The organism is Bacillus sp. FSL W7-1354, from assembly GCF_038002405.1.
In the GTDB taxonomy this organism is placed as follows: Bacteria; Bacillota; Bacilli; order Bacillales; family Bacillaceae; genus Bacillus; species Bacillus paralicheniformis.
In genome coordinates this window covers 173,025-185,816 of sequence record NZ_JBBOCL010000001.1, presented here as the reverse complement: position 1 = coordinate 185,816, position 12,792 = coordinate 173,025, and the positions used below count along the sequence as shown (strand labels likewise).

Here is a 12,792-nt window from a genome sequence, read left to right as displayed (position 1 = left end):
GGACCTCTTTCCCTGCCAGGCTGAAGCGGTCTATTCATACTTTCGAACTGAACATTTTTCTAAAACAGTTATTAATAACCAAAAAATTTTAAATTGGTCCTCCAAAAAAATAGGCCTACCATATAATTCATTTTTTTTCTATAATAAATTAACAGAATAATTGGAATAGATTATATTATCCTTCTATTTAAATTATTCTGAATAAAGAGGAGGAGAGTGAGTAATGATGAGGAAAAAGAGTTTTTGGCTTGGGATGCTGACGGCCTTCATGCTCGTGTTCACGATGGCATTCAGCGATTCCGCTTCTGCTGCTCAACCGGCGAAAAATGTTGAAAAGGATTATATTGTCGGATTTAAGTCAGGAGTGAAAACCGCATCTGTCAAAAAGGACATCATCAAAGAGAGCGGCGGAAAAGTGGACAAGCAGTTTAGAATCATCAACGCGGCAAAAGCGAAGCTAGACAAAGAAGCGCTTAAGGAAGTCAAAAATGATCCCGATGTCGCTTATGTGGAAGAGGATCATGTGGCCCATGCCTTGGCGCAAACCGTTCCTTACGGCATTCCTCTCATTAAAGCGGACAAAGTGCAGGCTCAAGGCTTTAAGGGAGCGAATGTAAAAGTAGCCGTCCTGGATACAGGAATCCAAGCTTCTCATCCGGACTTAAACGTAGTCGGCGGAGCAAGCTTTGTGGCTGGCGAAGCTTATAACACCGACGGCAACGGACACGGCACACATGTTGCCGGTACAGTAGCTGCGCTTGACAATACAACGGGTGTATTAGGCGTTGCGCCAAGCGTATCCTTGTACGCGGTTAAAGTACTGAATTCAAGCGGAAGCGGATCATACAGCGGCATTGTAAGCGGAATCGAGTGGGCGACAACAAACGGCATGGATGTTATCAATATGAGCCTTGGGGGAGCATCAGGCTCGACAGCGATGAAACAGGCAGTCGACAATGCATATGCAAGAGGGGTTGTCGTTGTAGCTGCAGCAGGGAACAGCGGATCTTCAGGAAACACGAATACAATTGGCTATCCTGCGAAATACGATTCTGTCATCGCTGTTGGTGCGGTAGACTCTAACAGCAACAGAGCTTCATTTTCCAGTGTGGGAGCAGAGCTTGAAGTCATGGCTCCTGGCGCAGGCGTATACAGCACTTACCCAACGAACACTTATGCAACATTGAACGGAACGTCAATGGCTTCTCCTCATGTAGCGGGAGCAGCAGCTTTGATCTTGTCAAAACATCCGAACCTTTCAGCTTCACAAGTCCGCAACCGTCTCTCCAGCACGGCGACTTATTTGGGAAGCTCCTTCTACTATGGGAAAGGTCTGATCAATGTCGAAGCTGCCGCTCAATAACATATTCTAACAAATAGCATATAGAAAAAGCTAGTGTTTTTAGCACTAGCTTTTTCTTCATTCTGATGAAGGTTGTTCAATATTTTGAATCCGTTCCATGATCGTCGGATGGCCGTATTTAAAAATCTTGACGAGAAACGGCGGGTTTGCCTCGCTCAGCCCGGCTTTTGAGAGTTCTTGAAACGTCGAAACCGCTGCATCGCTGTTTTGCGTCAGTTCAATCGCATACTGGTCAGCAGCTTTTTCCTGATGCCTCGAAACTGCGTTCGTAAATGGAGACGACGCGAAAGAGATGACCCCCATCAGCATCAGAAGAAGCGGAAGTGCGGCTAGATCGGATTTTCCCGCAATATGAAGGCTTCTTCCATAGCGGCCGATGATCCGCTTGTACAGCTTGTCGATCACATAAAAGACAGCAAGGGATAAAAGCAGATACCCGCCAAGTCCTATGTAAACATGCTTCATCACATAATGTCCCATTTCGTGCGCCATGATGAATAAAATTTCCGGCTCATCCAGCTTGTTCAGCGTGGTATCCCAGAGCACAATCCTTTTATTGGCGCCGATTCCTGTTACATATGCATTTAACGCATTCGTTTTTTCAGACATGTTCACTTCATAGACGTGATTCGCAGGAATATCCGCCTGATCGGCCAGCTTCAGAATGCTTTGTTCAAGCTCTTTATTTTTCAGCGGATAAAAGTCATTGTATAAAGGATCAATGACAACCGGCTGGAGAAAAAATAAAAACAGCGTAACCGGAACCGTCAGACACCAGGCATAAAACCACCAGCGTTTTTCATGCTTTTTGATCAAATAGTAAAAGACGATCACCGCCGCAGCCGTTATCGGAAAACTGATCCAGAAGTCGATCACCTGGTCTTTGATCCAGCTCGCGGTTGTCTGGGTTGATATGCCGTAGTCAAGCGAATATTGATAGCTGATCCAGTCAAGCGGCAAAGAAACGATCGTGACGATCAGAAACAAAGCAAAAACATATGCCGTGATTTGAATGCTTCTCCTCTTCGAGGTCTGCTCCGCCCAATTTTTCATTTTCCTGGATAAACCGGCAATCAACAATATAAAAAATAAAAACCATTCAAACGGAATCCGGATAAAAAACATAAAGTCCTTTATTTTCGAGTACTCTTCCGTCAGCATGAGTTCTCTTTCGTTCATAAATGCCGCCGGGTCTGCGCTTGTCCCTTTCAGCGCCTCAGGAACGGAGGGTTCACCGGCCATAAAGAGATACCAATAGAAAAAAAGGCCGTACAGCACATACAGGAGACCGGCTCCCGCGATCCATTTCCGCATGGGAATCACTTCCTCTCACATAGCAGTTACTTCTATTGTAAGCTTTTCATGCGAAAGTTAGAACCAAGCCTTACAATGAGAGCAAGAGGCCGGCGCCTGCGAGCGTCAAAATCGTCCCCATCACGACGACTATGACGCTTGCTCCAAAATAGGAAAATAAAAATGCGATAAGAGCGCCGGCAAGTCCGTAGAGCATACCGCTTTGCACCAAAAAAACCCCCGGAAAAATGAGAGCCCCTAAGACGGCGTACGGCACATTTTTCAGCACGCGCTCCAAAAATCCGGGAAGCTTCAGGCTTTCAAAAGCAATGAGCGGCACCATCCGCGGCACATATGTAACGGCAGCCATGCCGATAATCATCCAGATGATCGGGCTAAACATAGTTTCTCTTCCCCTCTGTTCTAAATTGGTACAGCCATTCAATCAGGACGGCGGATAAAAGCGTAGCGCAGACGATCGACCATCCTGCCGACAATATTCCGTTCATTTGGAAAACCGTATTGAATAACGCAGCCGCCCCCGCCAGCAGCAGGACTTTTCGCTGTTTTTTCAAAGGCGGCACCAACAATCCGATAAACATGGCATAAAGGGCGATGCTCATGCTTTCCTGGAGAACAGCCGGCATGGCGGCCCCTGCAAAATGCCCGGCCGCACTCCAAAAAACCCAGCTTACATATCCGATCGAACCGAGGCCGATCATATACCCGGTCGTCAGCTTTTCCTTTCTTAGAGCAGCGACGGCAAACGATTCATCTGTCACCGCGAAAAATGAGTAAAACGCTTTTTTCCAAGGCGAATCTTTTTCTACCAATTGATTCAAAGTCGCCGAAAATAAAAAATGTCTGATATTCACAATGAACGTCGTCATAACGATTTCGATGATTCCCGTTTGAACGGCGAGCATGCTTAAAGACATATACTGGGACGCTCCTCCGAAAACAAGGGCGCTCATCAAAAACGTTTCAAAAAGCGACAGCCCCGTTGTTTTCGCCAAAAGCCCGAATGTCAAAGCGACCGGAATGTAGCCGACGGCAAGGGAAACCCCTGAACGAAGCCCGTCTAGAAAATTGAGTGAATCGTGCTTTTCCATCTTGACACCTCTTTACGGATAATAAATGAGTGTATAACATGATGCCGTTTGTTCCGTGTTGTTTTCGTACGTATGCACGGTGTTTGCGGTGAAATGCATCGCATCCCCTTCGTTCAGGCTGCAGGTGTAATCACACGCCGTCACCGCGATCGCTCCTCTAGAGACGAGCACATACTCTTCAATTCCTCCGTGGTGAGGCTCTGATTCGTGTACACAGCCGGGCGCAAGTTCAATATAAAAGATTTCAAACTTCTTTTTCTGGTCGAAGGGAAAATGCGGAAATGCCGCGTATTTTTCTTCTCCGGCCAAAACGGGCGTTTTCTCATGCTTTCTGACGACCGTCGGCTCCCCCGCGGGCTTTTCTGCCAAGGAAGTAAATGATACTTGCAGCCCGTTTGCGATCTTCCACAAAGTTGTGATCGTCGGACTTGAAGAGCCTTTTTCAATTTGCGCGAGCATGCCTTTGCTGACGCCAGTCATCGATGACAATTGATCAAGACTGTAATTGCGGACTTTTCGCAGCCTCTTTATGTTTTCTGCGACTTGTTTTTCAATCGAATTCATCTTCTGCCTCCTCTCAATAAATTGAACATTTGTATAATTTATTGAACATTATAGCATAATTTTTTAGGATGAAAAGCCATTAAACGGAGAAAATAAATAGCCTGAGGTGATCATTCTGAAAAAAATAATGGGGATCATACTTTTTTTCGGTATTTTATCTATCACTGTCTTTTATGTATTCCACTTGATGGCGGAGCCTTTCGACTCAAGAAATGCCGAAGAAATCATCTTGAAGCAGGCAGATGACAGCGAAAAAACGGTCAGCATCAAAGATAGGCACAACATAGGCGTTCTGCTTGATACATTTAACAAAGGGAAAAGAATGAAAGAAAAGTCGGCGCATAGCCTGCCTTCTCCGGCGTATCACGGATACATCAGCATGACCGACACACATCGCGTTCACTTCACCGTCTGGCTGAAGAAAGATGAAGCCGTCATCCTGAAAGAAGAGGAGGGCACATATTTTGTTCTCCGACAAAAGGAAAAAGACGCTCTTCTCAGAGAACTGCAGAAAAGGGACGCGGCAGGCGTCCCTTTTAACGTGTCAAGATTGATTTGTCAAAATGTCTTTTAAAGCGCGCCTTAAAATTTTGCCGGTCGAATTTTTCGGTATTTCATCCATGAAGACGATTGCCGCCGGGCGCTTGTATTTGGCAAGATGCTTTTTGCAATGCGACAAGACATCATCCTCTGTCAGCGTTTTATTCTTCGGAACGACATAGCACTGGACGGCTTCTCCCGTATTCGGGTCTGGCACTCCGATCACCACCGCTTCTGCGATTTCCGGATGAAGGTAGAGCACTTCTTCGATCTCCCTCGGATAGACATTATAGCCGCCGACGATAATCATGTCTTTTTTTCTGTCGACGATATAAAAATAACCGTCTTCATCCCGTTTTGCCAAATCACCTGTATACAGCCATCCGTCTTTAATCGTATGGGCCGTTTCTTCCGGCATGTTGTAGTACCCTTTCATAACATTCGGCCCTTTAACGATCAACTCCCCGACTTGACCGGCAGGCAGCTCTTCCCCGATTTCATTGACGACTTTGTTTTTCACATTGAGAATGTTCGTGCCGATCGATCCTGGCTTGCGGCCGGTGCTGAACGGGTTAAAGCATGTAACAGGAGAAGCCTCCGACAAACCGTAGCCTTCTAAAACGAGAACGCCGAATCTTTCTTCAAAACTTTTCAGGAGAGCGACAGGCATGGCTGCTCCGCCTGAGATGCAAATCCTGATGGATCGAAAACCGGTTTCATCCGCCCCTTCATACTGGTACAGGTAATTGTACATTGTCGGCACGCCTGAGAAGATCGTCGCCTGATGCTTTTTAATCAGCTTGAAAACTTCGGCGGGGCTGAATTTCGGCACGATCAAAATCGCTGCGCCGTTCATGAGCGGCGCATTCATGCAGACCGTTAAACAAAAAACGTGGAACATCGGCAGGGCGGCGACGACAAGGTCAGATTCATTCATTGTTAGATAGCGGGCTGTATCATTTGCATTCGAAAATAGATTTTGATGTGTGAGCATCGCCCCTTTTGGTCTTCCCGTAGTTCCTGACGTATAAAGGATGGCGGCCGTATCTTCGGCGTCGATTTCAGGAAACGGCCGGACAGGAGGTTTCATAATGTTTGTAAACGATTTCAATTTCATCTTAACCTCAGTGCTTTCCGGTTCGCGAAGCGGCTCTCCCGTTTCGCAAAGCACGACGCAGCTGACTTTCGGAAGGGATTCATGCACCTTTTCGTAAAGCGGAAGCAGCTGTCCCAGAGCCACGATCACTTTTGCGTCGCCATTTGTCAGCATATAGCCGATCTCAGTCGGCGTATAGGCCGGATTGATCGGTATGACAACGGCTCCGGCCTTCAGCGCACCGTAAAACGCAATCACAAAATGCGGGGTATTGCCGAGAAGCAAAGCAACATGATCTCCCTTTTCCACCCCGATTTCGCGCAGACCTTCTGCAAAGCAATCAATTTTCTGCTGTAATCCCCCGTATGTTTCCGTCTGTTCCCCAAAAATATAAGCGGTTCTGTCAGGCTTTGATTGAGCTGTTTCCCCTAATTTTGAAACTAAATTCATTCTCCCACCCCTTAAAAATGAATGAATGACCATTCATTTTGTGATAATCAAAATCTATTCCCATTATAGTAAATGAACAGAAAACACTCAAGGGCTGTTGGGAAATATCTTCCATTCCTCTCAAGTTAAAAAGGGGCCGCGGAAACCGCAGCCTCTCTTTTAGTAGACAAGATCCAAAAATTCTTCTTTTTGAATATTGCCGAAGTAATGCTTGATGTCGACGCCTTGAAGGGCTTCTTCAATCGCTTTTCTTTCATACTGTACGTCTGTCAGCTTCTCTTCAATATCGCTGACATCGCCGACTCCGAAAAAGTCACCGAATATTTTGCACTCGCGGATCACGCCTTTTTGCACTTCCAGGCGGATGTCGACCGATCCCGCTTGAAATCGTTTTGAATGCTGAAGATTGAATTTCGGAGACTTCCCATAGTTCCAATCCCAGTTTTGATAGCGTTCCTTTGAAATTTGATTGATGATTTTCCAGTCTTTTTCAGTCAGCTTATACTCCGGTATTTCCCCTTCGGTATCAAAAATATAGCGGAGAAGCATGCTTCGGAATTCCACTGTCGTCATCTTCTGATCGAGAAATTCGCAGATATTGGCTACCCGGCTCCTGATCGATTTGATGCCTTTTGATTCGATTTTATCTTTTTTTACTTTTAAAGCCGATACGACATGTTCTATCTCAGAATCGAACAACAGCGTGCCATGGCTGAACATTCTCCCTTTCGTTGAGAACTGGGCGTTTCCCGAAATTTTCCGGCCGTTTGCCATCAAGTCGTTTCGGCCGCTCAGCTCCGCATCGACGCCAAGCCGCTTTAAAGCGGCCACAACGGGCTCCGTAAACTTCTTAAAATTATGGAAGCTGTTGCCGTCGTCTTTCGTAATAAAGCTGAAGTTCAAGTTCCCGAGGTCATGGTAGACAGCTCCGCCGCCTGACAGCCTGCGAACGACAATGATCCCGTTTTCATCCACATACTTTGTGTTGATTTCCTCAATCGTATTTTGGTTTTTGCCAATGATGATCGACGGCTGGTTGATATAAAACAGCAGATACGTCTCTTCAGGATCGAGGTGCTTTAAGCAGTACTCCTCAATCGCCAAGTTGATCCTCGGATCTGTAATATTTTGATTATCGATAAACAGCATGTTTGTCAGTTCCTCCTTCTATTCTCCCCACACATAACCGGTGTGCGCCAGATCAACCGCGCCTTTATAAACGGTTTTGGCCTCTTCTGCTAGTTTTTGATGTTCCCCGAAATGCGGGAGGTGTGTCAAGAGCAGATGTCCCGCACCCGCTTCTGCAGCGATGCGTCCCGCTTCGAGGCTGTTCATATGACCGGCGCTTCTCCCATCCTGATCCGCATAAAAATTGCACTCCGAGATCAATAGATCGGCTCCTGCACTGAACGGGATGAAAGCTTCCTGAAAGCTCGAATCGGCTGTATAAACGACAGAATGAACACCGTCCGTCACCCTCATAGCAAAGCAGTCAACAGGATGAACCGTCTTTAAAAACGTGAACGTAAACGGTCCGATTGCCAAAGACTCTTTCGGATCATAGGCCAATCCAGCGGTATGCGTTTTATATGTAAGCTTTGAAAACTGCTCTTCATCAAAAGGATGTCCATATATCGGAAGGGCATTCGCTCCCTTGCCGAGGAATGAGCCGACCAGTTTGGCAAATTGCAAAGGGCCGACATCCGCAATATGGTCGTGATGATAATGGGATAATATAACGGCATCAAGCTCCTCAACGGGCAGAAACAGCTGAAGCTTCGATAAAACGGCACTGCCGCAGTCGATTAAAACGGAATAATCCCCGGATTGAAAGAGATAGCCTGAAGTCGCTTCATTTGCAGCCGGAAATCCTCCGCAGCAGCCGATGACTGTCATCTTCATATATACACACCTCTTTTTTGTGTCTATCGTCCCCCTATTCAATATACCCATTTTTCTTAAAAATTGCATGTTTTATATTTTGTCATAAAACAGACATTGATTTCCTGGATACTGTTATAATACAATGATGACAACAAACGAATTGGGGGAATCAACATGCTCTCTAAAATCACCGAGTTCTTCAGAAATTTGCCTTCCAAAAAATGTTCAAAATGCGGCCACGATATTGATGAGCAGCACGAATGCTACGGAAACACTTGCTCTAAATGCTTAAATGTAAAAGATATATAGACGTCATTAAAAAATGCTCCGGCGGATCTCCCCGGGGCGTTTTTTTGTCATAAAGTTAGTTATAAAGAGAGAGATTCTTGTCAAAATTCATTATTTTAATAACATTTTACTATTTCACTTAGGGAAATATACACCGATGAACGTCCCGATTTGAATTTAAGCTGGGATGATCATCTCATATTTGAATTTTCAATATATTCAGACGTTATTTTTTTAATGGACGAGCTGTATTTTCTTTCGCTATACTTAATTTACGATCTCAGTTTAATATTCTAGTATAAATTAAGCATGCGTTGGGAGGGCATCTATGAAAAGACTTAAATTCGGATTAGCCACACAAATTTTCCTCGGGCTGATTTTAGGTGTTGCAGCAGGAGCGATTTGGTTCGGAAACCCTGCGGTCGCAACGTATCTGCAGCCCGTCGGTGATTTGTTCTTAAGATTAATCAAAATGATTGTGATTCCTATTGTCGTTTCAAGCTTGATTGTCGGGGTTGCAGGGGCCGGCAGCGGAAAAAAGGTCGGCAGGCTCGGTTTTCGGACGATTCTGTACTTTGAAATCATTACGACTTTTGCGATCGTGCTCGGACTACTCCTTGGAAATATCATTCAGCCTGGACACGGCGTAAACTTTTCTGGTGCTGAAAAACAGGATATCAGCCAATATGTAGAAACAGAAAAAGAGGCAAGCACCAAATCTGTCGCAGACACGTTCCTGCACATTGTGCCGACAAACTTTTTCCAATCGCTCGCTGAAGGCGATCTGCTTGCGATCATTTGCTTCACTGTTCTGTTCGCACTCGGAGTGTCAGCCATAGGCGAAAAAGGCAAGCCTGTGCTTTCCTTTTTTGAGGCAACGTCTCAAGCCATGTTCCACGTCGTGAACATCGTCATGAAATTCGCGCCGTTCGGCGTTTTTGCTTTAATTGGTGTAACGGTTTCAAAATTTGGTTTTTCTTCGCTTTTATCATTGGGAAAGCTCGTTTTGCTTGTCTATCTTGCTCTTGCTTTCTTTCTGATTGTCATTTTTGGGATCGTCGGCAAGCTGTGCGGTATCAATATATTTAAATTTTTGGCCTATATGAAAGATGAGCTTCTTCTTGCATACAGTACATCAAGCTCTGAAACTGTGCTTCCGCGCGTCATGGAAAAAATGGAGAAAATCGGCTGTCCGAAAGGCATTGTGTCGTTTGTCATTCCGATCGGCTACACATTTAACCTTGACGGCTCTGTCCTGTATCAGGCAATCGCGGCGCTGTTTCTGGCGCAGGTCTACGGCATCGATCTGTCCATTGGGCAGCAGCTCACGCTCATCCTTGTCCTGATGGTCACTTCTAAAGGAATGGCTGCCGTTCCCGGCACATCATTCGTCGTTCTTCTCGCGACTCTGGGCACGATCGGCGTTCCTGCTGAAGGGCTGGCCTTCATTGCCGGAGTCGACCGGATTATGGATATGGCGAGAACGGTCGTCAACCTGACCGGAAACGCTCTTGCCGCTGTGGTCATGTCAAAATGGGAAGGTGAATATGACGCCGTTAAAGGACAGACCGTCTTAAATCAAAGGGAGCCGGCAGATATGAAAATGTCCGGCTGACAGCCCGCAAAAAAACGTATGTTTCCCGCTTTTGGAGAAACATACGTTTTTTTAAAAATATGCAATTTGCTCAAGAAACCTGTCCAAACAACTTCCTTTCGTTTACATACGATGTACTGTAGTTAAATTAGAAAAGAAAACTGGAGGGAAGTTTAATGTATTTTTACCATGACCATTGCAAGAAAGATTATGACTTTGACTACCACAAGAAAGACCACGACTGCAAGAAATACTACTACTACTATTATTACTACTATTATCCATGCTATAAGAAGTATGATTATGACTATGACTACAAGAAGTTTGACCACTTTGATCACTGCAAAAAGAAAAAACACTATGATTACTGGTAAGTAAACGCCATCCTCTACGGATGGATGACTTCCACTCTTTTTTTACTCCCAAGGGACCGGGGTCCTTTGGGAGCTTTTTTATGCCATGTCAGACAGGACATAATGATACAGCAGCTTTGCCGTCTGCTCCAGGGACGACTGATGCGTCCTTTCAAACGCGTGGGATGCGTCAATTCCCGGGCCGATCAGCCCGTGGACGATATCATGGCCCGCTCTGATGGCTGCTGAAGCATCTGAGCCGTAGTACGGGTAAATATCAAGCTTATACTCGATTCCGTATGTTTCACAAAGAGCGGTCAGACGCTTGCGAAGCCCGTAGTGATATGGCCCGCTGGCATCCTTCACACAAATGGATACCGTATATTCGTCGGTTGACTGCCCATCGCCGATCGCTCCCATATCAACAGCCAAATATTCCACCGTTTCAGGCGGGATATTGGAGTTGCCGCCATAACCGATTTCTTCATTATTGGAAATTAAAAAATGTGTTGTGTAAGGCAGTGTCATCCCTTCTGTGTTGATCGTTCTGATCAGCTCAATAAGGAGGGCGACGCTTGCTTTATCATCAAGATGACGCGATTTGATAAACCCGCTCGGTGTGATCTCAACGCGCGGGTCGAAGGAGATAAAATCACCGACATTGATGCCGAGCGCCCGGGTTTCTTCTTCACTGCGGACCGGTTCGTCAATGCGGACCTCCATATTCTTCTGGTTCCGCTCGGCTTTTCCGGCGTCTTTGTAAACATGCACTGATGTCTGATGCATTAAGATCGTGCCGGTGTAAGTTTTCCCTGATGCTGTTTCAATTTTGCAATACTCGCCTTCAATCGAGTTGTAATTGAACCCCCCGATTAAGTCAATTTTCAGCCTTCCGTTCGGCTTAATCTCTTTCACCATCGCTCCGAGGGTATCGACATGAGCGGTGAGCATCCGGTGCCGGGCTTTGTCGCGGCCCGGTATCGTCGCGATCAGGCCGCCCTTACGGTTAAACTTTGTTTCGACTCCTTCTTCCTGTAATAGGCGATTGATATAGTCTATGATGTCATACGTATTTCCGGTAGGGCTCGGGATGGAGACGAGCTCCTTGATGAGCTCCAGCGTTTTCTGTCCTGACATTGTTCATTCCTCCCAACTTGTGATGTTTATAGTATACATCAGATCAATATTTTAGTACCAGATACTAATACTAGGTGTTATAATAAAAAAAAGGAGAGTGAACTTCATGAAAACTTTATCAAAAGCGCGAATTTCCGCCATCGGCACCTATGTTCCCGAAAAGCGCATGACAAACAAAGACTTTGAAAAAATCGTCGATACTTCTGATGAATGGATCGTTCAGCGGACAGGAATGAAAGAAAGGCGAATCGCAGGAAGTCACGAATTCACATCAGATCTTTGCATAAAGGCCGTTGAAAATCTACAAAGCAGATACAACGGCACGCTGGACGATATTGACATGATCATCGTCTCTACCACAACGGCGGACTATGCTTTTCCAAGCACGGCATGCCAGGTTCAGGAGCACTTCGGATGGAAAGAAGTCGGCGCGGTGGATGTAAATGCGACTTGCGCGGGATTAACATACGGATTGCATATCGCCAACGGCCTGATCACTTCCGGACTGCATAAAAAAATTCTTGTGATCAGCGGTGAAACCTTATCCAAAACAACCGACTACACAGACCGCGCGTCTTGCATCTTGTTCGGCGACGGCGCGGGCGCCCTGCTTGTCGAACGGGACGACAATTCCCCAAGCTTTATTACTTTTACCCAGGATACGAAAGGTGACGGAGCCCGCCATTTATACAGAACCGGCTTGCGCAGCGACCTTAAAGGGGAGCCGCTCTCAGGTGAAGGAAAAATGGTTCAAAACGGCCGCGAAGTGTATAAATGGGCGGTCAGATCCATTCCCGAAGGCGTCAAAAAGCTGCTTATCCAAGCTGAAATGGAGCTGAAAGATATCGATTGGTTCGTCCCGCACAGCGCGAATTTGCGAATGGTCGAATCAATTTGCGAAAAAACCGGAATTTCACTCGAAAAAGCGCTGACGAGCGTCGAATGGTTTGGCAACACCTCATCCGTATCAATTGTTCTCGCCCTTGATGAAGCCGTCAAAAACGGAAAGTTGAAAGAGGGCGATAACTTGATTCTGTTCGGTTTCGGCGGGGGTCTTACATATACGGGACTGATTGTAAAATGGGGCGCGCCAGCTTCCTGATTTCAAAAAAAAACAT

General features: G+C 46.0%; 14 protein-coding genes. 6 read left to right on the top strand and 8 right to left on the bottom strand.

The window, feature by feature from the left end; all coding sequences use genetic code 11:
* The first annotated feature begins 226 nt into the window (after window positions 1-226).
* The gene (locus MKZ04_RS01020; protein WP_023856571.1) at window positions 227-1,363 is read left to right on the top strand and encodes a S8 family peptidase; all 1,137 of its coding nucleotides are present in this window, start codon (window positions 227-229) and stop codon (window positions 1,361-1,363) included.
* 57 nt (window positions 1,364-1,420) lie between these two features.
* On the opposite strand, the gene MKZ04_RS01015 is transcribed toward MKZ04_RS01020, so the two are convergent.
* The 4 genes from MKZ04_RS01015 to MKZ04_RS01000 all read right to left on the bottom strand — a co-directional run bounded on the left by MKZ04_RS01015 (window position 1,421) and on the right by MKZ04_RS01000 (window position 4,332).
* Window positions 1,421-2,677, bottom strand: coding sequence for a M48 family metallopeptidase (locus tag MKZ04_RS01015; protein ID WP_023856570.1), 1,257 nt, complete (start codon window positions 2,675-2,677; stop codon window positions 1,421-1,423).
* Window positions 2,678-2,747: 70 nt separating this feature from the next.
* Window positions 2,748-3,059, bottom strand: a complete 312-nt coding sequence (locus MKZ04_RS01010) for an AzlD domain-containing protein (RefSeq protein WP_009328928.1) — start codon at window positions 3,057-3,059, stop codon at window positions 2,748-2,750.
* Window positions 3,052-3,768, bottom strand: coding sequence for an AzlC family ABC transporter permease (locus MKZ04_RS01005; RefSeq protein WP_003180314.1), 717 nt, complete (start codon window positions 3,766-3,768; stop codon window positions 3,052-3,054). Before MKZ04_RS01005 ends, MKZ04_RS01010 begins: the two co-directional genes overlap by 8 nt.
* Before the next feature lie 12 nt (window positions 3,769-3,780).
* Window positions 3,781-4,332, bottom strand: coding sequence for a helix-turn-helix domain-containing protein (locus tag MKZ04_RS01000; protein ID WP_003180313.1), 552 nt, complete (start codon window positions 4,330-4,332; stop codon window positions 3,781-3,783).
* A 127-nt stretch (window positions 4,333-4,459) separates the two neighbouring features.
* On the opposite strand from MKZ04_RS01000, the gene MKZ04_RS00995 reads away from it, so the two are divergent.
* Window positions 4,460-4,906 (top strand): hypothetical protein, encoded by a 447-nt coding sequence (locus tag MKZ04_RS00995; protein WP_020450817.1) that lies wholly within the window; start codon window positions 4,460-4,462, stop codon window positions 4,904-4,906.
* Here the strand turns inward: MKZ04_RS00995 and MKZ04_RS00990 are convergent.
* From MKZ04_RS00990 to MKZ04_RS00980, 3 genes are all read right to left on the bottom strand, one after another.
* The gene (locus MKZ04_RS00990) at window positions 4,877-6,418 is read right to left on the bottom strand and encodes a fatty acid--CoA ligase family protein (RefSeq protein WP_039072636.1); all 1,542 of its coding nucleotides are present in this window, start codon (window positions 6,416-6,418) and stop codon (window positions 4,877-4,879) included. The genes MKZ04_RS00995 and MKZ04_RS00990 overlap by 30 nt on opposite strands.
* A gap of 159 nt (window positions 6,419-6,577) precedes the next feature.
* A complete protein-coding gene (lplJ, locus tag MKZ04_RS00985; RefSeq protein WP_039072635.1) occupies window positions 6,578-7,567 on the bottom strand; it encodes a lipoate--protein ligase LplJ in 990 nt (329 codons plus the stop codon).
* 18 nt (window positions 7,568-7,585) lie between these two features.
* Window positions 7,586-8,320: an MBL fold metallo-hydrolase gene (locus MKZ04_RS00980; protein WP_020450814.1), complete on the bottom strand. Its 735-nt coding sequence runs from the start codon at window positions 8,318-8,320 to the stop codon at window positions 7,586-7,588.
* 156 nt (window positions 8,321-8,476) lie between these two features.
* On the opposite strand from MKZ04_RS00980, the gene yhfH reads away from it, so the two are divergent.
* The 3 genes from yhfH to MKZ04_RS00965 all read left to right on the top strand — a co-directional run bounded on the left by yhfH (window position 8,477) and on the right by MKZ04_RS00965 (window position 10,558).
* The gene (yhfH, locus tag MKZ04_RS00975) at window positions 8,477-8,611 is read left to right on the top strand and encodes a protein YhfH (protein ID WP_075213443.1); all 135 of its coding nucleotides are present in this window, start codon (window positions 8,477-8,479) and stop codon (window positions 8,609-8,611) included.
* 307 nt (window positions 8,612-8,918) lie between these two features.
* The gene (locus tag MKZ04_RS00970; protein WP_003180300.1) at window positions 8,919-10,205 is read left to right on the top strand and encodes a cation:dicarboxylate symporter family transporter; all 1,287 of its coding nucleotides are present in this window, start codon (window positions 8,919-8,921) and stop codon (window positions 10,203-10,205) included.
* Window positions 10,206-10,360: 155 nt separating this feature from the next.
* On the top strand, window positions 10,361-10,558 hold the full coding sequence (locus MKZ04_RS00965) for a hypothetical protein (RefSeq protein ID WP_003180298.1): 198 nt from the start codon (window positions 10,361-10,363) through the stop codon (window positions 10,556-10,558).
* Between the two features lie 78 nt (window positions 10,559-10,636).
* On the opposite strand, the gene MKZ04_RS00960 is transcribed toward MKZ04_RS00965, so the two are convergent.
* Window positions 10,637-11,674, bottom strand: coding sequence for a M42 family metallopeptidase (locus MKZ04_RS00960; protein WP_016886430.1), 1,038 nt, complete (start codon window positions 11,672-11,674; stop codon window positions 10,637-10,639).
* 106 nt (window positions 11,675-11,780) lie between these two features.
* On the opposite strand from MKZ04_RS00960, the gene MKZ04_RS00955 reads away from it, so the two are divergent.
* The gene (locus MKZ04_RS00955) at window positions 11,781-12,776 is read left to right on the top strand and encodes a ketoacyl-ACP synthase III (RefSeq protein ID WP_023856568.1); all 996 of its coding nucleotides are present in this window, start codon (window positions 11,781-11,783) and stop codon (window positions 12,774-12,776) included.
* Window positions 12,777-12,792 lie beyond the last annotated feature (16 nt).